Annotated in this window: 17 protein-coding genes; all 17 read right to left on the reverse strand. The window is 62.3% G+C overall.

The genetic code is table 11. The features are described 5' to 3' along the window. Positions 1-27: 27 nt before the first annotated feature. The gene (gene purF, locus M0D65_RS21565) at positions 28-1,575 is read right to left on the reverse strand and encodes an amidophosphoribosyltransferase (RefSeq protein ID WP_266254495.1); all 1,548 of its coding nucleotides are present in this window, start codon (positions 1,573-1,575) and stop codon (positions 28-30) included. Positions 1,576-1,713: 138 nt separating this feature from the next. Continuing rightward, the gene (locus M0D65_RS21570; RefSeq protein WP_091012557.1) at positions 1,714-2,208 is read right to left on the reverse strand and encodes a CvpA family protein; all 495 of its coding nucleotides are present in this window, start codon (positions 2,206-2,208) and stop codon (positions 1,714-1,716) included. A 7-nt stretch (positions 2,209-2,215) separates the two neighbouring features. Next, positions 2,216-3,103, reverse strand: a complete 888-nt coding sequence (locus M0D65_RS21575) for an SPOR domain-containing protein (RefSeq protein ID WP_266254496.1) — start codon at positions 3,101-3,103, stop codon at positions 2,216-2,218. A 28-nt stretch (positions 3,104-3,131) separates the two neighbouring features. Then, on the reverse strand, positions 3,132-4,445 hold the full coding sequence (gene folC, locus M0D65_RS21580; RefSeq protein ID WP_266254497.1) for a bifunctional tetrahydrofolate synthase/dihydrofolate synthase: 1,314 nt from the start codon (positions 4,443-4,445) through the stop codon (positions 3,132-3,134). Between the two features lie 239 nt (positions 4,446-4,684). After that, positions 4,685-5,302: a hypothetical protein gene (locus M0D65_RS21585; protein ID WP_266254498.1), complete on the reverse strand. Its 618-nt coding sequence runs from the start codon at positions 5,300-5,302 to the stop codon at positions 4,685-4,687. Positions 5,303-5,307: 5 nt separating this feature from the next. Beyond that, the gene (locus M0D65_RS21590; RefSeq protein ID WP_211367892.1) at positions 5,308-5,508 is read right to left on the reverse strand and encodes a hypothetical protein; all 201 of its coding nucleotides are present in this window, start codon (positions 5,506-5,508) and stop codon (positions 5,308-5,310) included. Positions 5,509-6,047: 539 nt separating this feature from the next. After that, positions 6,048-6,344 (reverse strand): hypothetical protein, encoded by a 297-nt coding sequence (locus M0D65_RS21595; protein ID WP_266254499.1) that lies wholly within the window; start codon positions 6,342-6,344, stop codon positions 6,048-6,050. Between the two features lie 15 nt (positions 6,345-6,359). Continuing rightward, the gene (locus M0D65_RS21600; protein WP_266254500.1) at positions 6,360-6,827 is read right to left on the reverse strand and encodes a hypothetical protein; all 468 of its coding nucleotides are present in this window, start codon (positions 6,825-6,827) and stop codon (positions 6,360-6,362) included. A gap of 983 nt (positions 6,828-7,810) precedes the next feature. Continuing rightward, positions 7,811-8,185 carry a hypothetical protein gene (locus M0D65_RS21605; RefSeq protein ID WP_266254501.1) on the reverse strand — a complete coding sequence of 125 codons (375 nt, stop codon included), beginning with the start codon at positions 8,183-8,185 and terminating at the stop codon, positions 7,811-7,813. A 56-nt stretch (positions 8,186-8,241) separates the two neighbouring features. Continuing rightward, positions 8,242-8,718 (reverse strand): hypothetical protein, encoded by a 477-nt coding sequence (locus M0D65_RS21610; protein WP_143098080.1) that lies wholly within the window; start codon positions 8,716-8,718, stop codon positions 8,242-8,244. Positions 8,719-9,205: 487 nt separating this feature from the next. Further along, the gene (locus tag M0D65_RS21615; RefSeq protein ID WP_266254502.1) at positions 9,206-17,470 is read right to left on the reverse strand and encodes a hemagglutinin repeat-containing protein; all 8,265 of its coding nucleotides are present in this window, start codon (positions 17,468-17,470) and stop codon (positions 9,206-9,208) included. Between the two features lie 37 nt (positions 17,471-17,507). Next, on the reverse strand, positions 17,508-19,226 hold the full coding sequence (locus M0D65_RS21620) for a ShlB/FhaC/HecB family hemolysin secretion/activation protein (protein WP_091012537.1): 1,719 nt from the start codon (positions 19,224-19,226) through the stop codon (positions 17,508-17,510). Between the two features lie 468 nt (positions 19,227-19,694). After that, the gene (locus tag M0D65_RS21625) at positions 19,695-19,880 is read right to left on the reverse strand and encodes a hypothetical protein (RefSeq protein ID WP_143098079.1); all 186 of its coding nucleotides are present in this window, start codon (positions 19,878-19,880) and stop codon (positions 19,695-19,697) included. Positions 19,881-19,956: 76 nt separating this feature from the next. Next, complete coding sequence (gene accD / locus M0D65_RS21630; RefSeq protein WP_091012534.1) at positions 19,957-20,829, reverse strand: acetyl-CoA carboxylase, carboxyltransferase subunit beta; 873 nt, start codon at positions 20,827-20,829, stop codon at positions 19,957-19,959. Positions 20,830-20,916: 87 nt separating this feature from the next. After that, positions 20,917-21,732: a tryptophan synthase subunit alpha gene (gene trpA, locus M0D65_RS21635; protein ID WP_091012531.1), complete on the reverse strand. Its 816-nt coding sequence runs from the start codon at positions 21,730-21,732 to the stop codon at positions 20,917-20,919. Positions 21,733-21,768: 36 nt separating this feature from the next. Further along, the gene (locus M0D65_RS21640; RefSeq protein WP_091012529.1) at positions 21,769-22,716 is read right to left on the reverse strand and encodes a site-specific DNA-methyltransferase; all 948 of its coding nucleotides are present in this window, start codon (positions 22,714-22,716) and stop codon (positions 21,769-21,771) included. 11 nt (positions 22,717-22,727) lie between these two features. After that, entirely contained in the window at positions 22,728-23,921 is a 1,194-nt protein-coding gene (trpB, locus tag M0D65_RS21645) for a tryptophan synthase subunit beta (RefSeq protein WP_091012526.1), read from the reverse strand. Between the last annotated feature and the right edge of the window lies 1 nt (position 23,922).

Consider the following 23,922-nt stretch of genomic DNA (forward strand, 5'->3'; position numbering starts at 1 on the left):
GGCCGCCTCCTGCTGCGCATTACCGTGTTACTCCACCGACAGCTGCAGATGCAGTTGCGAACGCGCCGCGCCGCCGTCGATCGCATCGCTTGCCGCGTCGCGGTCCGACAACGCGGACGGTGCGAGACGCGCGAGTTCGACGCCATCGAGGTACGCGCTCGTGATATCGCCGGTGATGTACTTACCGTCGAAGCACGACGCGTCGAACTCCTTCAGCGCCGGGTTGATATCGCGAATCGCCTGCTTCAGTGCATCGACATCCTGATACACGAGATGATCCGCGCCGATCATGCGCGCGACTTCCTCGTCGGTGTGGCCGTGCGCGACCAGTTCGCCGCGCGTCGGCATGTCGATGCCATAGACGTTCGGGAATTTCACCGGCGGCGCCGCCGAAGCGAAGATCACCTTGGCTGCGCCAGCGTTGCGCGCCATCTGCACGATTTCATGCGACGTGGTGCCACGCACGATCGAATCGTCGACGATCAGGATGTTTTTGCCCTTGAACTCGATACCCATCGCGTTCAGCTTCTGGCGCACCGATTTTTTGCGCACCGCCTGGCCGGGCATGATGAACGTGCGGCCGACATAACGGTTCTTGAAGAAACCTTCGCGATACTCAACGCCGAGCTTTAACGCGACCTGCATCGCCGCGGGACGCGACGAATCGGGAATCGGCATCACGACGTCGATTTTCACGTCGGGCAGCACACGCTTGATCTTTTCCGCGAGGTAGTCGCCCATCCGCAGACGCGCGTTGTACACCGGCACGCCGTCGAGCACCGAGTCGGGCCGCGCGAGATACACGAGTTCGAAGATGCAGGGGTTCAGGCTCGGGTTGGTCGCGCACTGCTGCGCATGCAGATTGCCGTCGAGGTCGATGAAGATCGCTTCACCCGGCGCCACGTCGCGCACGAATTCGAAACCGATACCTTCGATCGCCACCGATTCCGACGCCACGATCCATTCGACACCTTCCGAGGTCTCCAGCTTGCCGAGGCACAGCGGACGAATCCCGAACGGATCGCGGAACGCGAGCAGCCCGTAGCCGGCGATCAGCGACACGATCGCATACGAGCCCTTCACCCGATGATGCACACCGGCGACTGCCTTGAAGACCGCGGCCGGGTCGAGCTGCAAGCCGGAGCTGGACAGTTGCAGTTCGTGCGCGAGCACGTTGAGCAGCACTTCGGTATCGGAATTCGTATTGATGTGGCGCCGGTCGACGCGGAACATCTCTTCTTTCAGCTGCGGCCAGTTGGTCAGGTTGCCGTTGTGCGCGAGGATGATGCCGAACGGCGCGTTGACGTAGAACGGCTGGGCCTCCTCCTCGCTCGAAGCGGAACCTGCCGTCGGGTAACGCACCTGGCCGATGCCGGTCGTGCCTGGCAGACTGCGCATGTTGCGCGTGCGGAACACGTCGCGCACCATGCCGTTGGCTTTGTGCATGTGGAAATTACTGCCGTTGGCCGTCGCGATGCCGGCTGCGTCCTGACCGCGATGCTGCAGGAGCAGCAGGCTGTCATAAAGCAGCTGGTTGACGGGGGAACGGGAAACTACGCCTACGATGCCGCACATGGCATGTCCTTCAAAGGTACGAAATTCGTAACGGCGGCCGGTGCCAGGGCGGCATCCGGGTCGCGCCGGTGTCCTGCATGCTTCGCCGGTGGGCTGCCTCCGCCTGGTCCTGGTGCGCCTGATTCTCCTGAGGAGAAATCAAACGCGGACGTAGGCGGCGAGCATCGCGGGAAGCAGCGGTTTCAGTTCGCGCACACCCTGTTCGGCGTAGGGCCGCAACAGCGCATCGCGCCAGAATTCCTGCTGGGGCAGCTGGGTCAAGCCTGCAAGGGCGACCAGCAGCAGCACCAGCACGACCCCGCGGACGAGGCCGAACAGCAGGCCCAGCGAGCGGTCCACACCGCTCAGGCCGCTCGCCTGGACGAGGCGGCTTAATAGCGCATTCGCCACGCCGGCCACCAGCACCACGCCGACGACGATCACGAGAAACGCGATCAGCCACTGGGTCAGCGCGCCGCCCGGCCATGTAGCCGGAATCCACGGTAAGACGTTGCCGACGAAGCGGCAGGCGACCACGAAAGCCACGACCCAGCCGATCAGCGCAAATACCTCGGACAGAAAACCGCGCCACGTGCCCCGTAGCGCCGATAAACCGATCACTGCCATTACAGCGTAGTCGAAGGCGGTGAACATCGCCTGGTTACTGTGTGCTGCCGTTCGCGCCCGCCGTCAGACCGGCGTCGCGCACCTTCGCAATGGCCGCCGATGCCGCCGCCCGATCCGCAAACGGACCAGCGCGCAGCAGCGTGCGGGTCGAACCGTCAGGCTGCTTGCGACGTTCGGTATATGCGGGCACACCGGCCGCTTTCAATTTGGTCGCCCAGGTTTTGGCACTGATTTCGTCCGGGAACGAGCCGAGCTGTACCGCGAAACGGCTGCCGGGAGGCGACGCGGGCGTGCCTGAATCGGCGTCTGCGGCGGCGGCGGGCGGCGGGTTGTCCGCGGTCTGCTGCGTGGCTGGCGCCTGGCGGGGCGGCTTTGCCGCGTTTGCCGGTGCGTTGTGCGTTGTCGTGGCTGTCGTCGCCGGGGTCGGCTTCGCAGCCGGTTTCGTCGCGGTCGAGGTTGCTGCCGTTGCCGTTGCTGCCGTCCCCGGCGCCGTATTCGCAGCGGCCAGCCCGGAAGCCGCAAGCGTTGCGTCGGGTGCGGGACTATCGGGAGCGACACCGGCCTGCGTGTCGTCAGGCGCGGTACTGGCCTTCGGTACAGGGCGGTTCGGAATGTCGATCGAAATATCGTCGGTGACGGGCTTCGGGTGCGAATCGAGCACCATCGGCAGGATCACGACCGCCGCGATAACCAGCGCAATTGCGCCGACGAGGCGTCGTCGCGCCCGCTGTTTCTCGGGCAGGGTTGGGTCGAGCAGCATTGCGTCGGCGTCGCCGGCCCGGTCCGTGCGGCGGCTGCGCCGCTCGACACGCGCCCCGAAGGCGGTCCCCTTGGACTCGATATGGGTGCCCCGGCTGGAGCCGGATGGTGCGCCGCGCCGGGTAGACGCGTCGTCTTTCTTGCCGAACGAGAAAATTCCCATGAATGGCTTGGTTCGAGCTTCCGCGCGGTCAGTGTTGCTGCGATTTACGATAGGACATAACGCCGGCTACCGTATAGAAACTTCCGAAAACCACGATTCTATCATTGTCGGACGCTCGTTTTAGCGCGTCCTGGAACGCTTCTGCAGGCGACGCATGACGTGTGACGCTGGTATCCGGCCCATCGGCCACGCCGGCTTCGCGCAGCGCCCCCTCGATAGCTTCCGCGGAAGCCGCGCGCGGCGTCGGTAGCGCGGTGACGCACCAGTGGTCGATCTCGCCCTTCACGTGCTCCAGCACCCCGGCGATATCCTTGTCGCCCATCGCGCCAAATACCGCGTACGTGTAGGGAAAAAAGCCCATATTGCCGAGATTCTGCGCGAGCACGGCGGCCGCGTGCGGGTTGTGACCGACGTCGAGCACGACTGCGGGCTTGCCCGGCAATACCTGGAAACGCCCCGCCAGTTCGACGTTTGCGAGCCCGAGGCGAATGTCCTGCGCGGACACGGGCAGACGGTCGCGCAGCGCTTCGAGTCCGGCCAGCGCGGCTGTCGTGTTGATCAGCTGGTTGGCGCCGCGCAACGCCGGATAAGCGAGCGCGGAGCGGCGCATTGTTGGGCCGATGTAGCTCCACTGCTGACGCTCGCTGCCCGCCTGCCCTTCATAGCGGAAATCGCGGCCGAACAGCCACAGTTCGGCGCCGATCTGCGCGGCATGATCGATCAACGTCTGCGGCGGTACCGGGTCGGCGCAAATCGCGGGTTTGCCCGGCCGGAAAATACCGGCTTTCTCGAAGGCGATTTTCTCGCGCGTATCGCCGAGGTACTCGGTGTGATCGATATCGATACTGGTGACGATCGCGCAATCGGTATCGAGGATATTCACTGCGTCGAGCCGGCCGCCGAGACCCACTTCGAAAATCACCGCGTCGAGCCCGCGCGAGGCGAACAGATGCATGATCGCGAGCGTCGTGAACTCGAAATACGTGAGCGAGACGGGTTCTGCGAGACTCAGGCGAGCAGCTTCGACGGCGGCGAAGTGCGGTAGCAGTTCGGCATCGGTGGCGACCTCGCCGTTGACGCGCGCACGCTCGTTGAACACCAGCAGATGCGGCGACGTGTGGCAGCCAACGGTATAGCCGGCTCGCAGCAGAATCGATTCGAGGATCGCGCAGGTCGAGCCTTTGCCGTTCGTGCCGCCCACCGTGATGATCGGGCAGGCGAACTGCAGGTTCAGCGCGTCACGTACGAGGCTGATGCGCGTGAGACCCATGTCGATGCCGACCGGATGCGCGGATTCGAGGTGCGTCAGCCACGCGTCAAGGCTGGGGAAGGGGTAGCTCATCGGATGGATCGCTTAAGACGGGGATAAACCGGTACCGCGGAACGGCATTATCCCGGAAACGGCAGCGTACCGCATTGTTTGCGGTGTGGTGGATGCGGTTTTCGATCGCCGGCGCTGGCGATGCAGCCTGCGCCGATAGCGCTCTAGCCAACGGATGCTGGGGCATTTACGCCGTTGCTGGGACTGCTGCTCCTCGCTCCCTCATCGATGGCGTCCCCGTGATTGGGTGCGCCGTGTGGCTAGAGCATGTCAGTGACGTGGCAAAGTCCAGCGTGCTGGGTATCGACCGGGACATGCAGGAAGATCGGCTTTTTGCGTAACGTGTCCTGGTCGATCCTGGTGAGGTCGGCGGTACAGCGTGATCCTATGCCCTGGTCGAAGAAGACGATCTCATAGTCCATGCCACGCTCGGGAACGAAGGAGATCGCGCTTGCGCAACGGTAGATGTTGCCGCCCTGCGGGGAGCCGTCGCTAATGAAGTTCAGTGTGATCGGTTGGTCTGCGGCGATGCGAAGTTCGGTGCTGCGTTCGCTGCTGATCACCGAGTACACCCTGCGGGATAAGTCCTTCGGACTGTAGTAGACCTTCTGGGGCATGCCCAGGTCGCGGTCGTTGAGATTGGCGAAGCCCTTGCGGTGCGCCAGCATGACCCCGGCTCCGGGCGTTCGCCAATCCACGCAGGTTTTGCCCGGTACGGCGCGCACCATGCCATTGGACCGAACGCGCAGCCGCGCCAGGTCGCCGGTGGTGGGTTCGACGTAGGCGGTGGAAAAGGAACGGACCGTGGCAATAGTGCCGCAGCCTGCCAACGCGATGATGGGGGCGATAAGCACCACAAAGATGGATCGAATGTGCATGTTCGTTACCGGCAACGGTATGGGCTTTCGCCTTTCAGTTCCTGGCCGGTTTCCAGGTCGGTGATGATGATGGTGGCCTTGGGATAGTTCGAACAGAGAGCGTTGCGCGCCGTGTAAATGTGGCGCCCCTGTGCCATCATTTTCAGGCCTTTGCCGAGTTCGTTGCCGTTGGCGTCGACTGCCTTGACGTTGTAGCTGCCGCTCATGGTTAGGCAACCGGACAGCGGTACGAGTGCGGCGACAAGTAGAAGATTTCGTAGGTGCATGGTGAAGCTCTGTGGTTAAGACAAAGGTGATGGCCTAGGTCAAGGTAGGCATTCGGGCGGCGGGTTGTTGAAATCCATCGTCTCGCAGGCTGCGGGGTTGATGGCGGTCTGCTTGCAGAAAGCGTAACTTCGCTTTCGTTCGCAATATCCACTACTGAGTCGACGGTTGATATCCGGGAGCGGCACCGACGCGTCTGGGCGGCACTCCGGCAAATTGAGGCTCGGCTGGGCGGCACAAATCATTCGGGATGTGCCGTACTTGTATGCGTACCCCGCGTCTAGCATGCAGCGTCCGAAGGCAGCTGATTCGTTGGGAGTTAACGGGCTAAGTCCATCCCCATTGGGATGAGGGAGGCCGCACTCCAACAGCGCTTTCTGCACCTCGAGCATCGATTTCCCCTCCTTGGACCAAGTCAGAAACGTTGGAGGTAGTGGCTGGAAAGGTGCCGACATGCACGCCGATATCGGCATAGTCAGGATCAGTAAGCCCACGACTCGCACAACCATTTCTTCCCCCTCGTCTGGATGGCCGCTCCCGGAAAATGCAGAAGGCACAGCTGACCCTCGCGATCGCCATGGTGTTGCGTCGCATAGTGGCCTGCCATCGTCTCATCGTTAATGAGGTCGTTCATGACCCCACACACTTTGGCGTTGTGCTGCGAGGCGTAACGCACCGCAGCCGATGCTTTGTTGAAGATGCCGCTGGTACCGACACGCACGGTACCGTCCTTATCAGGCCGGAGGTTTAGTTTTTCCTCCATGGAAAGTGATCGCATTTCCATAGCCTGCAGTCAGGGCAGACATTCGGGAGGCGGGTTGTCGAAATCCATCGACTCGCAGGCCGCAGGATTGATGGCGTTTTTTTTGCAGAAGGCGTAGCTTCGCTTTCGCTCGCAATATCCACTATTGAGTCGTCGGTTGATATCTGGGAGCGGCACCGGAGCGTCCGAGCGGCACTCCGGTAGATTGAGGCTCGGCTGGGTAGCGCAGATCAACCGAGATGTGCCGTATTTGTAGGTGTAACCGGCTCCCAGCATGCAGCGTCCGTAGCTGGCCGACTCGTTTGGTGTCATTGGTCTATTGCCCGAACCCGCAGGGTGAGGTAGGCCACATTCCAGCAGTGCTTTCTTTACATCCAGGTAGCTCTTTCCCTCCTGCGTCCAGAGAAAATCTGTCGGCGGAACCGGCTGGAACGGAGTCCAACCGCATGACGACGTTGTCATCGTCACAATCAGTGGTGTCAGGATTCGTGTATTCATTTTGAGGTCACCGTGTTCGTCGCGTGCGATTTCACCGTCGTCATCTCTCTCGACGATGAACGTCGCTTCATAGGCATCGTCGCTAAACTTAAGCGCCCGTTGAGTGGTCGCGTTCTCATCATGAATTCAAGGCAGACACTCGGGCGACGGGTCGCTAAAATTCATCGTCTCGCAAGCCGCAGGATTGATGGCATTTTTTTGCAGAAGGCGTAACTTCGCTTTCGCTCGCAGTATTCACTATTGAGTCGACGCTCCGCGGTCGGGCCGGGTATGACGGCGTCAGGAGCACAACTCGGGAGATTCCATTCCGGGTGGTTAGTACACCATCCAACAGGTTCATCTATGTGGCGATAACCCGCTTTTTCCATACAAAGAGATGCCTTCGCTTGATCATCGTAGCTCCTCCCTGATCGAAATCCAGAAGGCGAGTCATGGCCACATTCCAAGAGCGCTTTTTTAATTTCAAGCCTGTCTACTCCCGACTTGATCCAAGCCAAGAAAGACGGAGGCGGTGGCTGGAATATATTGCTTGAACAACCCGCATTCGTTGTCGTAAGAAGCCCAATCATCGAACCAAGAACAAGCTTCATTTCTGCTCCTTTTAAATAAGCTGGGTGGTTCGTGCATCGCCGTAGCGAAAAAGGCATGCTGACGCTGCGCTCCCATAGCAGCTATGGACGGTACGGGGGTTAGAGAACATGCGGATCCATTCGCCAACTTTGCTACGTCACGCTCCCTCGCTGGGACGATGGAGATGCCTCGGTCAGGGCAGGCATTCGGGCGGCGGTTTGTCAAAATCCCTCGTCTCGCATGCTGCGGGATTAACAGCCGTCTGCTTGCAAAACGCGTAGCCGCGCTTTGCCTTGCAGTAATTGCTGTTGAGGCGACGATCGATGTCCGGAAGGGGAACGGGAGCATCCGGGCGACACGTGGGAAGATCGGCATCGGACCTAATTGAGCAAGCCAACTCGTCGCTTCCATACTTAAGCGTGTAACCCGATCCATGCATGCAACGATCCACGGCAGCGATTTCGTTCAGGCTCATTCGGTTCTTCCCTTCGAAGTTGCCAAATGGAGTCGTAAGGCCGCATTCCAACAACGTCTTCTTCACATCGAGGACGCTCCTGCCCGCCATCGCCCACTCCATAAACGCGGGCGGGGGCGGTTGGAACGGAGCCCAACCGCATGACGAAGTTGTCATTGTCAGAATCATCGGTGCCAGGATTCGCGCATTCATTTTTGATGTCATCGTGTTCGTCGCGTGCGATTTCTCCGTCGTCATTTCTCTCGACGATGAACGTCGTCTTATAGGCGTCGTCGCTAAACATAAACGCCCGTTGAGTCGCTGCGTTCTTCATGGTCTGTGTATCTCTGCCTGTGCTTGCCGCGCGCTCACGTCCGTCATCACATGGCTTCAAGGCAGACACTCGGGCGGCGGGTTGTCGAAATCCATCGACTCGCAGGCCGCAGGATTGATGGCGTTTTTTTTGCAGAAGGCGTAGCTTCGCTTTCGCTCGCAGTATTCACTATTGAGCCGACGACTATTATCTGGACGCGGCACCGGAGCGTCCGAGCGGCACTCCGGTAAATTGAGGCTCGGCTGGGTGGCGCAGATCAACCGAGATGTGCCGTACTTGTATATGTACCCCTCACCCAGCATGCAGCGGTCGAAGGCGGCTAATTGGTTTTCGGTCATTTCGCGAATGGCTCGCCCCATTCCGGTGACATTCGGGAGGCCACATCCCAATAGCGCCTTCCGCACATCGAGAAGCGTCTTCCCTTCCTGCGACCATAGAAAATCCTCAGGCGGTACTGGCTGGAACGGTGTCCAGCTACACGACGTGGTTGCCACTGCGAGCAGCGTGACGATCAGGAAGGGTGGTCGTTTCATGGACACGTTTTCACGGCCCGCCGTCAGGGCAAACACTCGGGCGGCGGGTTGTTGAAATCCATCGTCTCGCAGACCGCGGGAAGGATGGCGGTTTTCTTGCAGAAGGCGTAGCTTCGCTTTCGTTCGCAATATCCACTATTGAGTCGACGGGTGATATCTGGGCGCGGCACCGGCGCGTCCGGGCGGCACTCCGGTAGATTTAGGCTCGGCTGTGATGTGCAGATCGTGTGAGAACTGCCGTACTTGTAGGTATAGCCGGCTCCTAACATGCATTTGTCGAACGCGGCTGACTCGTTTGGTGTCATAGGCCTGTTTCCATCCCCTGAAGGGTGGGGAGCCCCGCATTCCAATACAGCCTTCCTAACATCAAGGAGGGTTTTTCCATCCTTGGTCCAGAGTAAATCCTCAGGTGGAACTGGCTGAAACGGTGTCCAGTTGCACGACGACGTCGCGAACGAAATTGTTAACGTCACTAGGAGTCCTGCTCTCATTTGCTTCCTTTTGCCTTGATAGGCATAGTCGCAGGCTGTCCATAGTCCTTCTGACACGCTTTGTCGCTCTCGCCATAGCAGCCATGCACAGTCGGGCTCGACATGAACATGTTGAGCCACTCTTTGATTTTGTAGCTTCCTTCCGGTCGTTTTTCGTACGTGTAAGGATTCCTGCCGATCAACGACCCCACAAAATCGTCACGATGGTTTTGCAGATAGACAGTGTCTTGCGCTCCACCGCTCAAGTCATAGAGCAAATCTGCCGCCTTCTGCGCGTTGTAGGCCGGTCCATAGAAGTAGATCTGCGTAGCGCTCAGAGACCCGACCGCGCCCCTGCGCTGTCGCGACTCCATAGAGTTGCCGAGGGTCATCGCGGCGCGGCTATGGGTGTACAGCACCAGTCCCGTCGCGCCGTAAATCGTCTGTAGGTTGTCTGCGTCGCGTCCGGAATTGGTCAGCCCAAAGAAGTCGTTCTCCAGGAAGTTCTGGTAGCCCGCCACCATCAGTTCGGACAGGCCGTTACCCGCTCTTGGGAAGTGAAGAAAGTGCAGCGGACCTTCGCGATCGCCATGGTGTTGCGCCGCATAGTTGCCTGCCGCGGCCTCGTCGTTAAAGATGCCGTTCATGGCCACGTACACGTTACCTGCGCCATCGGGTTGAAGGTTCTTTACTTCCTCCGACGTTAGTCGGTGATGCTTTACGTCACCGTGTTCGTCGCGTGCGATTTTTCCGTCCTCATCTCTCTCTACGATGAACATCGGATGTTCATCGACAAACATCGTCTTATAAGCATCGTCACTAAACTTAAACACCTGCTGCACCGTCGCGTTCTTGATGGTTTGCGCCGCCTCTGCCTGCGCTTCCAGGGCGCTCACATCGAGCCTGCTTGCGGCCTGATGGGCATGAAGCGTGTCGCGATTCAAGGCAGCAACGGCATCATCTGCATCGAGACCGGTCAACTCGCGCTGCCTGACCGCATCGGTGATCTGCACAGTGCCCGCACTGACAGCACTGCGGGTAACGCCGCCCGATGCATCGCCGGCCCCGCCGTTATTGAGCGCGTTACCGATGGCCGCCTTGGCGAGGCCGTACTTACCCTGCGTGAACATGTCGGTGGACAGGCCGATGCCGCTGCTGCCGGCACTGACCTCGGCGCGGTTCTCCAGATCGCTGGTGGTCAACGTGGCGGTGACGAGACGATTGCGCTGCGCATCGACGGCGGCCTGGCTGCTGGCGATCAGGCCGCCCTTGAGATCGGTATTACCCTTCACGCGCATATCGAAGCCGCCATCGCCGGCGATGATGCCCGCCTGCTCGTTAACGCTGTCGTAGCGATTGCTCGCCCTGGATCTGGCGATGTTGACACTGCCCTTGACGGGCGTGCCAGTGCAGATAGGCGGGACGCACACGCTGATGCCGGCGCCTGCGCTCGATTGCCAGCTGGCATAGCGGCTGGTGTCCTGCAGGCTCTCAATATTGAGTTCACCTGCCACATCGGCGACGACGGTATGGCCGGCGACCTGAGCGCCACGCAGGTTCGTGTCGCCGCCGCTGACAAGCGTGGCGGTGTTGCCGGCCCGTACGCGGCTGTCGGTGTGCCATCGGTCTTCGCCATCGGACGAACCGCGCCCCCTCGACGCAGCAGCGGTAATAGCCACGCCGTTCTGGTCACCGCCGAAGTTAATCCCGACGCCGACGCTGCCCGAGCTGTTGCGCTGGGCGCTGCGCTGTTCGGACCGATTCTCGGCGGCGAGCAGGTCGATGCGATTGTCGGCCATCAAGGTGGCGTTGTGGCCCGCAGTGATCTCGCTACCCCGGACGCGGATGTTGCTGTCCTCGCCGGCACCGGTCGCCATCAGGGTAACGTTGCCGCCGGCGCTGACGGATGAGCCGCGCGCGGTGTCACTGGCGGTAGTGCTGCGGCTGGTACTTTCCGCTTTGCCGAGTGCCACGTTGATGCCGATGCCCGGCTGGGTCGGCTTGCCATCCGCGTCCTTGGGCGGGTCGACGACTTCCCTGGTCGCGTCATAGGCATCCTTGGCGTTGAGTGCTGCCATGGCGGCTCCCAGCGCCTTCATGCGACCGCCGTCGGCTTTACCGACCGCACCCATCAGATCACGCGTGGACTGGACGTAACCGATAACAGGTGATGAGAGGCTCACGGAAAGTCCGCTTTGCTTGAAGCGGGTTTCTTCGTCGGCACGCAGCGATTCCCGCGCCTCTTCGATGACGATATTTCTGGCGAGAACGCTGACATCGCCCTCAGGCGCGAGCACGTCGCTGCCGACCTGGCGATACTGGTTGCCTGCCAGCAGCGTGACGTTTCCCGCTACGCTGGCAACGGTGCTGCCGGCGGCGAACGTCTGCGTGGTTTTCTGATCGTTGCTCAGCATCTGCGTGCCGATGGTGAAGCCGACCCCGCCGCCACTTAGCAGGCCGCTCTTGTCCGTACGCTTGAAATGGCTTTCGCTAATGGCTTCGGTGGCCGCCCCGATAGTCAGATCGTTACTGGCGACCATGGCGGTACCGGCATCGGAGACAACGTTACTACCGGCGACGGTAACGTTACGACCCTGTACGGCGACGGTATTGCCGCTGAAGGTGCTGGCGACCGCGCGGTTTTCTTCCAGGCTGTCGCGGGTGGTTTTAGTGGTGGCGCCGAGCAGGCCACGCGAGGTGTGCTTGCGGCCTTCGCTCCAATTGCTGCTGGCTTCGCCGGCCAGGATGTTCACGTCACCCGCGGCCATGGCGGTGAGCGCGCCCTGCTCGCTGGTGACACTGGCCGCACGTGCGTTGATGTTGCCACCGGCTTGCAGGCGCACGTCGCCCCGCGTCTGAACGGTGGTGCCGATGTCCCGCATATGCCCCTGCTTGAGGTAGTTGCTGGCATTGCGGACGTTGTTCTCCTGCTCGGCGAGGATGACCGTACCAAGGTTCAGGTCGCGGCCGGCCACGAGGGCGCTCTGGCCGTCCTCGCCTGCGTTGATGACCTGGGCGGCCAGCAGGTTGGCATCGCGCCCGGCCATGGCGACCAGCGTCCCGCCTGGGTTGGTCACGTAGAGCCCCGCCACGCGGTCCATGTTCGTGCGCGAAAAGTCGCTCAGCCCGGCCTGTCGGACGTCGCTGCGGGTGGTGCTGGTCACGTTGAGGTCGCGACCGGCCTTGAGGATCATGGCACTGCTGGCATCGAGTATGCCGCCGATCGTATCGATATCGGTACGCGCGTTCAGTGCGAGTGCATCGCCGGTGATGTGGCCGCCCAGGTTGCGCAGATTGTCGCCGGTGAGCTTGACGACGGTGCGACCCGCCACGGTGCCGGTGTTGATCAGGTCGCCCTTGAACTGGAGCTCGACACTATCGGCAGCTATCAGTGTGCCGTTGCCGTCGAGGTCGCCCGGCTTCACACGCACATAGACTTGCGGTACCAGCGCGCGGCTAGCAGTTCCGTCGGCCAGGGTCACGTCGCGCTCCACCAGCCAGACGATGTCGCTAGTGAGCTGTGCCATCTGCTCCATGCTCAGAGCCACACCGGGACGCAGGTCCCAGGCCCGAGCGTAGCTGGCGCCCGCGTCCAGCAGCGCGCGGTACTGCGCCTCGTCGCTAGCGTAGTTGCCGAGGAAGCGGCGGCCAGTGAGCTGGGTGATCTGGTCGCGGACCAGCCGTTGCTCATAAAAGCCGTCGCCGAGGCGCTTGTGTACGCTGGTCGGGTCGTAACCAAGCAGCGTCAGCATGTAATCGGAACTGAGCCAGAGGCGATAGCTAGTGAAGCGCGGGTCTGTTTCGACGAGGTAGTTGCGGGCCGCGGGGCTGGCACGAAACAGACTGTTGACCGGGATGTCGGTGACAACCTGCATGGTGCGGATGCGGGTGGGCGTGTTGCCCGCAACGTGATCGACGATGCTGCTCTCCGCCGCGCCGGGGCCGCTGGCCAGGGCATCGTCCGTAACCGCCGCGGCTGCCTGTGAGCCGAAGGCGGAGCTGCTGTCTACGTTGGCCGGCACTTCGACGATGGGCCGTGAAGCCCCATCGCTGCTGGCCCGCTGGTTGCCCGCCACCATGCCGCTGAGCTTGCCGGGCGAGCGCCCGTCAATGGCGACCCCGTTGCCTGCGCCGGCCGCATGCGACTCGACCCTGGCGACGTTGAGGTCGATGGTCCGCACGGTGTCGGCCGGCGTGTAGGCGATCTTGTTGTCCCATTTGCGCTCGTGGTAGCGCTTGAAGCCTCCGCGCCACTTACTGAAGGTGAACTGGCTAGTACCGCTCTCGCGAGTCAGGTGTTCGCCAAACGCGGCCTCGTTCTTCAGGTGGTCCAGATCGCCTAGCAGCGCGCCGCCAGCGATGATCTGACTCTTGTCGTTGACGAACCCGTCACCATGCAGGGTGATGTCGCCGCCAGCGCGGATCAGCGCCGGCGCGCTGGTGGCGACCTGGCTTTCATATTCGGCGCGAGTAACCTGGTATTGGGTCCACTTGCGTGCTTCCTTGCCGGTCTCTTTGTGACGATAGCGGCCGGCACGGCTCCAGTTTTCCCAGCGGTAGTCGCTGGCGTCGTGCCTGTTCGGATCGCCCTCGGGTTGGAGGTACAGGTGCGTCGTGGGCGTGCCGACCTGGGCGACGGCAGTGCTGAAGTGCAGGTTGCGGTTGAGAAGGCGGCTGGTGTCGATCGTGAGACCGCCAAGCGATTCGATGGTGGCGCTATCGTTGAGCACCTCGTCGGCACGGCCGTCTGCGTGATGGTTGGCATCGAGGTCGCCGCCGATGTTCAAGGCGCCGGGCCCGCTGCCGGCACTGAAGATCAATGCCTGTTCCCGGTTGTGGATAGCGCTGGCGCCGATGTCCAGGCGCTCACGGGCTGCGATGACAGCGGCATGGCCGCTCTCGTCGCGGTTTTCAACGGTTTCAGCACGAACGGCCAGGTGGTCGCCGTAAAGGCGGCCGGTGCCGGTGTTGTCGAGGACACTCGCGTCGAGGTAGGTCTGACTGCCGTCGATGAGGCCGCGGTTGGTCAGCGCGTGGCTGGCAACAACAGTCGTACGTCCACCACTGATCTGGCCAGTGGCGGTGTTGTCGATGTCGGTACCGCGAACGTCGAGATCGCCTGCCTGGAGCAAGCTGCGGTTGGTCAGCCGGCCGGCGGTGTGGATAGCAGCCCGGCGGTTTGCGGTGACCTCACCATCGTGGGTGAAGTCCTGCTGCAGCGCGAGCGTGAGGTCGCCGTGCGAGAGCACGCGACCATCGCCGCTGAGGTGATCGGCAGTGAGGGCCAGGGACTGGCCTGCGAGCAACGTGCCGGCAGGGTTGAGCACGCGGTTGGCGGCAACTTCGATGGTGTCGCCGGAGGAAACGCTACCGCCTGTGTTGTCCAGCACGCTTTCCGCACCAACGCCGTGGATGCCGATGTGACGGTCGGCGGCGACGGTACCGGCAGTGTTGTCTACGTGCCGGGCGCTGAGCATGACGCTTTCGCCGTGCAGGCCGAGCGCCTCGCCGGCGTGGGTACCGAGGGTGTCGCGGTTGAGTATCTGGCCGGCAGTGACCGCCAGTGCGTTGCCGGCAACCATGAGCCCGCCGCTGTTGCTGGCAGTACCGCTGGCACCGATGATGAGGTTATGACCGGCCTGCAGCTGGCCGCTCCCATTGCGCAGGGCGGCAGCGTCAAGGTGAATATGGGTACGACCGCCGAACTGGCCGGCAGTGTTGTCCAGCATGCCGGTGCGCGCTGTGATGTCGGCCTGGCCGTGAATCACGCCGGCGTGGTTGTCCAGGTCGCCGGTGTCGAGGGTCAAGGTAGTACCGCTAACTATGCCGCCGGTGACGCCGGAGTGGGTATTGACCAGCGCGTGGCCGTGGGTGTTCACGCGCAGCGCGGTGGCCGATTGCAACAGGCCGCTGCTGTTGTTCAACGTACTGCTGTCTACCACCAGGGTACCCGTGGTGCTGGCAAGAGTGCCGCCGTTATTGTCCAGCGAAGCGTGCCGGGTATCGACCGAGACGTTGGCGCCCTGCACGATGCCGCCGGCATTGCCCAGGCCAGCGCTGGCGATACTGACATCGCCGTTGCCCTGCAGGGTGCCGCCTGCGTTGTCGGTACGGCCTCGGGTATCGACGATGAGCCGGCCATCGGTGGAAAACAGCTGGCCGGCAGCGTTGTCGAGCGTGTCGGCACGGACACGCATGTCGCCAGCACTGACGAGTCGGCCGTCGCGGTTGTCCAGCGACTGCGCCAAAGTCACGCTGAGTTTTCCGGCAGCGTTCACGGTCCCGCCGCGGTTGTCGAAGGTCTGCGCGACCAGATCGACCTGTTTCGCAGTGAGCGTCGCCTTGCGGTGATCGGTAGCACCCATGCGAAGCATAGCCTCGCCAGCGGTGACCATCTCCCCACCTTCCCCGCTGAACACGCCAGTGTTGACAGCGAAACCGCCCTCGCCGGCGTGGATCAGCTGGCCGCTGATGTTGACCATCTGCCCGGCATCCACGGTCAACCAATTGGCGTTGCTGGCCAGGGTCCCGCCGCTGTTGTCCAGGCTACCCTGGATCTGCAACTGGGTGTCCTGCAGGTCGCTGTGCCGGAAGGTGCCAGCGCGGTTGGAAAGGTCGTGCGCGTTCAGGATCAGCTTTCCGCCCAGCTGCATCTGGCCTGCATCGTTGGTCAGTTGGCCGGTCTGGATGCGGGCGTGGCCCGACACCTTCAGCTCGCCTTTGCGGTTGCCCAGATCGCCACCGCTGACGTCGAGCTGGCGTACGCCCAGGTGGCCGCCATCGTTGTCCAGGCCGGCCGCGGCAGTCACGTCGATAGCGCCACCGCCGAGGATGCGCCCGCCGTCGTTGTTCAACGTGCTCGTGATGTTGAGTGTGCCAGAGGCAAGCGGCGCAACGCTGGAGCCGATGGTCATCCCCGTACCACCGTTGCCGTCACCCTCACCCGCTGGATTTTCTGCAGCGTTGTTGCCACCCCTGCCTGGCCGATCACCGCCGCCCGGTTGGACGCCGGCGTCGATCGCCGCAAGTCCGATGCGACCGCCGTCCCGGTTAACGAGGTGCGCAGTGCGCAACGCCAGATCCTGTGTGCCTGTTTGTTCGATGGCACCGCCGCGGTTGACCAGCGACTGCGCGTTGACCTCCAGACGGCGGCCGTTGATCGTGCCCTTGCTGTTGTCGATATCGTTCGGCGTGCTGACGGTAAGCTCGCGCCCGGCACTGAGCGTGCCGGCGTTCGCGACGCCACCGGTGGCCACTAAGTGAGTATCGGTGCTGGCCTGCATGGCACCGGCGTTTTCCAGCCGGCCGTCGATGGTGACAGCCAGTTGGCCGGCCTGGGCACCGAGATGACCTGCGTTGCGCACGCCGACACCGTGCTCGGTGCCCAGCATGACGATCTTTTGCGCGTACATGCCACCCAGTGCACCGACATCGAGGGCGAAGGCTGGTGCATTGCCGTTGGCCTGCCTTTGCTGGACGTTGTCAGGGTCGACGCCGACCTCGTTGGTACCGGTCGTCACCTGCAGTTGCTGTGCCCATAGACCCGCGTTGACCTCGACGGACCGTGCGATCAGAGCGGTGTAGTCGGTGCTACCGGCGTTCAGCCCCTCGCTCTGAATCTGGATCGCCCCGCCGTGCACGCGATAGCCTTGAAGGGCACCGTCAGTGATGATCGGCGTGCCAGTGGTGAGGGTCGCCCGGTTGGCGTTGATAAAGCCGCAGCCATCGCAGGCAATGCCGGCCGGGTTGGCGATGACCAGTTGAGCGCGCTCGCCCGCCACTTCAACGAAACCGTTCAGGCGACTTGGGTTGCTGGCGTTGACTTCGTTGAGAATGATCCGGGCTGGGCCTTTGGCAAGCCAGGGGTTGCCTTGTACCCAACCACCCTGTTGGGTCTGGATGTTGGTGCGCGCGTTATTGAGGATGGCACCCTGCGAATCGACGTCGAATTGCTGATAAGTGTTGCGCGAGACACCCGCTGCGCCTGGTGTCTGGATGTTCACCAGCGGCACACCGTTGGCCGCTTCAAGCACAGTCGGGCGTTGATGACCCGGCGCGTGGGGATCAGCAACGATCTGCGCACCGGCCAACGGCGTGATGACGGCCTGGCCCCCTACCAGGAAGAGTGCGACGTAGACGGAGCGCAGGGTGGCAATGAGGCGGCGGCCAGCGGCCTTGGGACCGACGACCGCCCTGCTGCCGCGTGTGGGCACGATGTCGGCAACCTCCTGGAACAGGCCCAGCGCGCGATTGAAAACGATACGGTAGAGGTACCTGCTCATCTCATCACTTCCTATAAATGCAATGTGGCCGCGCGACTCAGTAGGTCCAGTTCAGGCTGAAGCCGGTGGTGAACGAAGCGGCCTGGAAACCAGCGGGCTTGCTTAGCGGCGTACCAGCAAACAGATCCCAATAGACGCCGTATGTGCCGCCACGCAAACCAGCGACGGCACCGGCCAGATGTCGGCCGCTTAGCCACTGCGTGGAAGAGCCGTCGACACGGCCGAGGTCGGCACCGACGTACAGCTCCTGACCCGCGCCGAGCAGCAGACCTAACTCGTTGCGCCAGACCCAGCCCCGCTCGCCGATCAATGTCAGCTCGCCATCGAAGCCACGCACGGTGTAGCGGTTGCCGATGGAAAACCGGTCTTGCGGTACCAGAGGCGTGCGATTCCACTGCCCGCGCCAGCTACCGGTGTAGCGAGCGGACTGCGCGCCGACCGGGAACGGCACCATGACCTGCGCATCGGCGGTGATGACCTTCATGCGTGAGGTGCCCTCGCCAAAGCCCTCTTCGGGAGCAGCAAGCGAACCGAAGCCGCCCGTACCCCTTCGATACGCCACGGTGGCATCGAGCCTGCTTGCGCCAAAGTGCTCGCTGTGCGTCAGCCCCAACTCCCAACCACCGGTGCGGCGACGCTGCACTTCGATTTCGGTGTCGTCGATGGCATTGCTGGATTGGCGCGCCCAACCGCGGACATAGGCGGTCGTTTTGCGCGCGGCGTCGCGATGCAGCAGGCGCGACAGGCGCACTTCGGCGTTGTCGCTGCTGCCCTTGTAGACGTAGTTCTGGCTCAAGCCGGCGACGGTCTGGCGATAGCTGTAGCCGCTGACGGTAGCGCCTAGTGCCCAGTAGCCGTAAGGCACGCTGTAATGCAGGGTATAGCCGCGCGTACCCTTACCATTGCCGTTGAAAACGTCACGGTTGACGTTGGCGTAGAACAGGTCTTGCAACGTCAACACGTCATCGAGCGAGAGCGTGAGGGCGCCCTGATACTTTCCGGTGGCCTTGCTGCCTGCGTCATCCAGCGAAACGCTGATGCGTATGGGGAGCGAGCGCTGCCGCCACGCGATCACCAGATCGCTCTCGCCGGGTCGGGCGTCGTCGCCCTCGGCGGGGATGATCTGAATGTCAGCATCTACGGTGGGCACACGCTTGAAGTTCTCCAACGCCTGCTCGATGTCACGCAGGTTGAGCAGGTCGCCGCGCCTCGCCGGCACCGCACTCCAGGTCGTGGCGCGCGTGCTGGTGCCCTCGGCAAAGCGGATATCACGGATACGCCCAGGCACGACGGTGAGCGTTAGCATGCCGTGCTTGAGATCCTGAGGTGCGGCGAGAACACGGGTGGTGACGTAACCGCGCGCAATCACAGCGTTCTGCACGCGGGTCATGACGGTATGGATACCGGCTGTGCCAAGGCACCGGCCTGTCGCCGGATCAGCCGATGGGTCGGCGGCTTTGAGCGCCCAACCAAACCGGGCGGCATCCTCGCCGGTCAACGCGATCCGATCGATGGTGAAACAGGGGACTTCATGCTCGGGCAGGCGCTCAGATGTGACAATAACCGGGGACGGCATGCGTACATCGGGCGCCACCTCCTGCCGCTCGCGCAATACCCTCTCTCGCTCCTGCTGCCGCAGCAGCTCTTGTGCCGCCGATTCGGCGGTTTGAGCCAGTAAATGCAAAGGCAACAGCAGCAAGCCACTGGCAACGCTCCACGAGCGCCTGGACGATAATCGGCACTTCCGATGCGGCATACGATCCCCGAATTACCCGTCTTTGTATTTGCTTTTCGCGGCGCCATTCGTTCGGCGCCGAGCGCACCCGCCGCACATTGCGAGTGATATCCCATGCAGTGAAGCATCGAGGACGGCGTCTGTTTTTTTGAGCCCGCTGCCGTCTCGCCCTACCGGGTCGCGGCGTATCGAGGGACAGCGCTCGCCAGTGAGCAACCTCGAACGTCCACGCTGATACATGGACCATGGCGGAAGGCCATGGCATGCAACGGCCTCCATGGTGGACGCAACTGTTTCGAGGGGTCTATGAGAGAAATCTGAAATTTACGGCTGCAGGGCGCGTTTGGCGTTTATCCCGACAAGGGCCGCTGACTACGCGTCGTATGAAACCATCTGCATCGCGATCTATGCCGTGCCCCGGGGCGAGCTGCCGCGCAAAGTTATTGAATTTCTGTGTCGTGCCCGTGGGAAGCGTCGGCGCGCGCCCCATCAGTCCGGAGACTCACGGCAAGCTATCCAGACATTAGAAGTGCTAAGTTGAATGGTGCCGGTCACATTGAGGTCGCAACCGACCTTGAGGATCATGGCGCTGCCCGCATCGAGCGGGCCGCCAATCGTGTTGATATCGCTGTGCGCGTTAAGCGCGGGCGCATCGCCGATGAGGCGCTCGCCCAAGTTGCGTAAGTTTCTCGCCGGTGAGTTGGGCGACAGTGCCGTTGGCCAGGGTCCCGGCGAGAACGCCAGCTGTCGCTCAGGCGACCGCGTCCACCGGCTGGCGCGTCAACAGCGCCATCAAACGCGCGATCTCTTCGCGCAGCTTGCGACGGTCGACGATCATATCGATCGCGCCTTTCTGCATCAGGAATTCGGAACGCTGGAAGCCTTCGGGCAACTTCTCGCGAACCGTCTGCTCGATCACGCGCGGCCCGGCAAAGCCGATCAGCGCCTTCGGTTCGGCGATCACGACATCGCCGAGGAATGCAAAACTCGCCGACACACCACCCATGGTCGGATCGGTCAGCACCGAGATAAACGGCAGCTTCGCTTCGGCCAGCTTCGTGAGCATCGCGGTGGTCTTGGCCATCTGCATCAGCGACAGCAAGCTTTCCTGCATCCGCGCGCCACCCGAAGCGGTAAAGCAGATAAACGGCACCTGCTGCTCGAGCGCGTTCTGTGCCGCGCGCGCAAAACGCTCGCCGACCACGGACCCCATCGAGCCGCCCATGAACGAGAACTCGAAGCACGCGACCACCACCGGCAGCGTGTGAATCGCGCCGCCCATGACGACCATTGCGTCGGTTTCGTCGGTTTCGTCCATCGCCTCTTTCAGGCGATCCGGATACTTGCGGCTGTCCTTGAACTTGAGCGCATCGACCGGGAGGATTTCCTGGCCGATTTCATAGCGGCCTTCCGGATCGAGCAGACCATCGAGCCGCTCGCGCGCACCGATCCGCATGTGGTGGTCGCACTTCGGACACACATGCAGATTGGCCTCGACGTCGTTGCGGTACAGCACCGCTTCGCACGACGGGCATTTGATCCACAAGCCTTCCGGAATGCCCTTGCGGTTCTTCGGGTCGGTTTGCTTGATTTTCGGCGGCAGCAGTTTGTCGAGCCAGCTCATGATGTTTCCTTCCTGAATCGCGACACGGGCGGCAGCGGGAACCCCAGCTGCCGCCCGAAGCGACAAATTAAGACGACAAGATAACGGTTAGCGGGTCGCCGCCCCGATGCTATCCACCGCCTGACGCACTTCCGCGATGAAGCGCGTCAGCGTGTCTGCAGCAGTGTCCGGAGCGGCGGTTTCCAGCAATTGCACGATACGACTACCGATCACGACGGCATCGGACACTTCGGCCACCGCACGCGCAGTCTGCGCGTCACGGATGCCAAAACCGACACCTACCGGCAGTGGAACGCGCGACTTAATGGCCGGGATTTTACCCGCGATACTGTAAACGTCCAGATTTGCCGCACCTGTCACCCCTTTCAGTGACACATAGTAGACATAGCCGCTAGCAATCTTGCCGACTTCGGCAATGCGCTCATCGGTCGAGGTGGGGGCCAGCAGGAAGATCGGATCGATGCCCGAAGATCGCATCTTTTCGGCGAAATTAACGGATTCTTCTGGTGGGTAGTCGACAACCAGCACACCATCGACGCCTGCGTCCTGGGCCGCTGCGGCGAACGCATCGGCGCCCATCCGTTCGATCGGATTCGCGTAGCCCATCAACACTACCGGCGTCTTCTGGTTGCTCTCGCGAAAGCGCTTCACATCGGCCAGCACATGACGCAACGACACGCCGCGTGCGAGCGCGCGCTCCGACGACTGCTGGATCACCGGGCCGTCGGCCATCGGGTCTGAAAACGGCACGCCGAGTTCGATGACATCCGCCCCGCCGGCGGCGAGTGCATGCATGAATTCGACGGTGCGTTCAGGATCGGGGTCGCCCGCCGTCATGAACGGGATCAGCCCTTTCCTGCCTTGTGCGGCCAGTGCCGCGAACGTGCTTTTGATACGGGACATGAATTTTCTCTCGAGTGAGACTGCGCGCCGACGGTTTTACGTCGTCGCCGTGGTCGGGGCCGGCACGGAATCGTCCGGCTCGACCGTCACGGGCACTGCGATCGCGTTGACGCGTTCGCGCGCTATCGCGCAGTAACTTGCATTGATTTCATAGCCAACGAATTCGCGCTGCTGACGGGCACAGGCAACGGCGGTGGTGCCGCTTCCCATGAACGGGTCGAGCACGCGGCCGCCCGGCGGGCAGCTCGCGAGCACCATCCGCTCGACGATTTCCAGAGGCTTCTGGGTCGGATGGTCGACGCGCTCGGCATGTTGCCGGTGCAGTCGCGACACGGACCAGACGTCCTTCGGGTTATAGCCGAGCTCCAGCCATTTACTGCCCTCGAACAGCTTGCGCGAACGGGCCTTCTTGGTCGCAGCGTCGTACGGGATGCGGATGGGATCGAGATCGAAGTAGTAGTCCTTCGATACCGCGAAGAAACCGATGTTGTCGTGCACCGACGTAAAGCGGCGCGTCGTGCCGCCCATGCTCGGCACGCGCCGGTCCCAGATGATCTCGTTGACCATCGTGAGTCGGGTCTTCAGGAAACTGAAGATTTCCGGCGCGTATTGCCAGGTGCAGAACACGTACAGCGAGCCAGTCGGCTTGAGCTTCGGAATAGCCAGCTCGAGCCAGCCACGCGTCCAGGCGATAAAGTCCTCGCCCGAGCGCATGTCCGAATCGTTGCCGTAGTCCTTGCCGAGCCCGTACGGCGGGTCGGCGAGGATCAGGTCGATCGACGCATCCGGAAGGTTCGCTACCTCGGTCAGGAAATCGCGGTTCCAAAGTTCGATGCCGGGAGGCAGCGGCAGCTCGGCCGCGGGACGTACAACAACTGACGCGTCTGCTTCCTCTGCTGTTGCCTCGGCCAGCACGGCCGTCCCCGCAGGCACCGTCGTTTCGGCGGTGTCTGCCGGTTGCGGCTCGTCGAACTCGTCGCGCATCGTCGCGGCGCTCAGAACGTAATGCCCGATCGCTCGGCGACCGTATGCATGTCCTTGTCGCCGCGGCCCGACAGGTTGACCAGCAGGTTCTTGCCCTTCGGCAAGGTCGGCGCGAGTTTGGTGGCATACGCGAGCGCGTGACTCGATTCGAGGGCCGGGATGATGCCCTCGATCCGGCAGCAGTCGTGGAACGCCTGGAGCGCTTCTTCGTCGGTGACGGAGACGTATTGCGCGCGGCCGTTGTCCTTCAGCCATGCATGCTCGGGACCGACGCCAGGATAATCGAGGCCTGCCGAGACCGAATGCGTCTCGATGATCTGGCCGTTCTCGTCCTGTAGCAGATACGTGCGGTTGCCGTGCAGCACGCCAGGGCTGCCGCCCGTCAGCGAGGCCGCGTGACGACCGGTTTCGATACCATCGCCGGCGGCTTCGACACCGATCAACTGCACGGAAGTGTCGTCGATATACGGGTAAAAGATCCCCATCGCGTTCGATCCACCACCGATACACGCAATCACCGAATCCGGCTGCCGGCCGGTCAGTTCGGGCATCTGCACCTTGCATTCGTCGCCGATCACACGCTGGAAATCGCGCACCATCATCGGATACGGATGCGGGCCCGCCACCGTACCGATGATGTAGAAGGTGTTTTCGACATTGGTGACCCAGTCGCGCATCGCCTCGTTGAGTGCGTCCTTCAGCGTGCGCGAACCGGACTGGACCGGTACGACGGTCGCGCCGAGCAGCTTCATCCGGTAGACGTTGGCGGCCTGGCGGTGGATATCTTCGGCGCCCATGTAGACGACGCATTCCATGCCGAACCGGGCCGCGATCGTCGCGGTCGCGACGCCATGCTGACCGGCGCCGGTTTCCGCGATCACGCGCGGCTTACCCATGCGTTTGGCGAGCAGCGCCTGGCCGATCACGTTGTTTATCTTGTGGGCGCCCGTGTGGTTCAGGTCCTCGCGCTTGAGGAAGATCTGCGCGCCGCCGAGCGTCTCGCTCCAGCGCTGCGCGTGATAGATGGGAGACGGACGACCGACGAAATGCTTCAGTTCGCGCTCATATTCGGCGACGAAGTCGGGATCCTGTTGATATTTGGCGTAGGCCGCACGCAGCTCGTCGAGTGCGTGAACCAGGGTTTCGGCGACGAAGATGCCGCCATATTGGCCGAAATGACCTCTTTCGTCTGGCAAGTTGTACATT

The sequence above is a fragment of the Paraburkholderia sp. CHISQ3 genome (genome assembly GCF_030464945.1).
In the GTDB taxonomy this organism is placed as follows: domain Bacteria; phylum Pseudomonadota; class Gammaproteobacteria; order Burkholderiales; family Burkholderiaceae; genus Paraburkholderia; species Paraburkholderia megapolitana.

Bases quoted from the DNA above. Each gene is read 5' to 3' on its own strand.
- purF (WP_266254495.1), bottom strand. From the start codon at position 1,575: ATGTGCGGCATCGTAGGCGTAGTTTCCCGTTCCCCCGTCAACCAGCTG.
- M0D65_RS21570 (WP_091012557.1), bottom strand. From the start codon at position 2,208: ATGTTCACCGCCTTCGACTACGCTGTAATGGCAGTGATCGGTTTATCG.
- M0D65_RS21575 (WP_266254496.1), bottom strand. From the start codon at position 3,103: ATGGGAATTTTCTCGTTCGGCAAGAAAGACGACGCGTCTACCCGGCGC.
- folC (WP_266254497.1), bottom strand. From the start codon at position 4,445: ATGAGCTACCCCTTCCCCAGCCTTGACGCGTGGCTGACGCACCTCGAA.
- M0D65_RS21585 (WP_266254498.1), bottom strand. From the start codon at position 5,302: ATGCACATTCGATCCATCTTTGTGGTGCTTATCGCCCCCATCATCGCG.
- M0D65_RS21590 (WP_211367892.1), bottom strand. From the start codon at position 5,508: ATGAGCGGCAGCTACAACGTCAAGGCAGTCGACGCCAACGGCAACGAA.
- M0D65_RS21595 (WP_266254499.1), bottom strand. From the start codon at position 6,344: ATGCGATCACTTTCCATGGAGGAAAAACTAAACCTCCGGCCTGATAAG.
- M0D65_RS21600 (WP_266254500.1), bottom strand. From the start codon at position 6,827: ATGAATACACGAATCCTGACACCACTGATTGTGACGATGACAACGTCG.
- M0D65_RS21605 (WP_266254501.1), bottom strand. From the start codon at position 8,185: ATGAAGAACGCAGCGACTCAACGGGCGTTTATGTTTAGCGACGACGCC.
- M0D65_RS21610 (WP_143098080.1), bottom strand. From the start codon at position 8,718: ATGAAACGACCACCCTTCCTGATCGTCACGCTGCTCGCAGTGGCAACC.
- M0D65_RS21615 (WP_266254502.1), bottom strand. From the start codon at position 17,470: ATGAGCAGGTACCTCTACCGTATCGTTTTCAATCGCGCGCTGGGCCTG.
- M0D65_RS21620 (WP_091012537.1), bottom strand. From the start codon at position 19,226: ATGCCGCATCGGAAGTGCCGATTATCGTCCAGGCGCTCGTGGAGCGTT.
- accD (WP_091012534.1), bottom strand. From the start codon at position 20,829: ATGAGCTGGCTCGACAAACTGCTGCCGCCGAAAATCAAGCAAACCGAC.
- trpA (WP_091012531.1), bottom strand. From the start codon at position 21,732: ATGTCCCGTATCAAAAGCACGTTCGCGGCACTGGCCGCACAAGGCAGG.
- M0D65_RS21640 (WP_091012529.1), bottom strand. From the start codon at position 22,716: ATGCGCGACGAGTTCGACGAGCCGCAACCGGCAGACACCGCCGAAACG.
- trpB (WP_091012526.1), bottom strand. From the start codon at position 23,921: ATGTACAACTTGCCAGACGAAAGAGGTCATTTCGGCCAATATGGCGGC.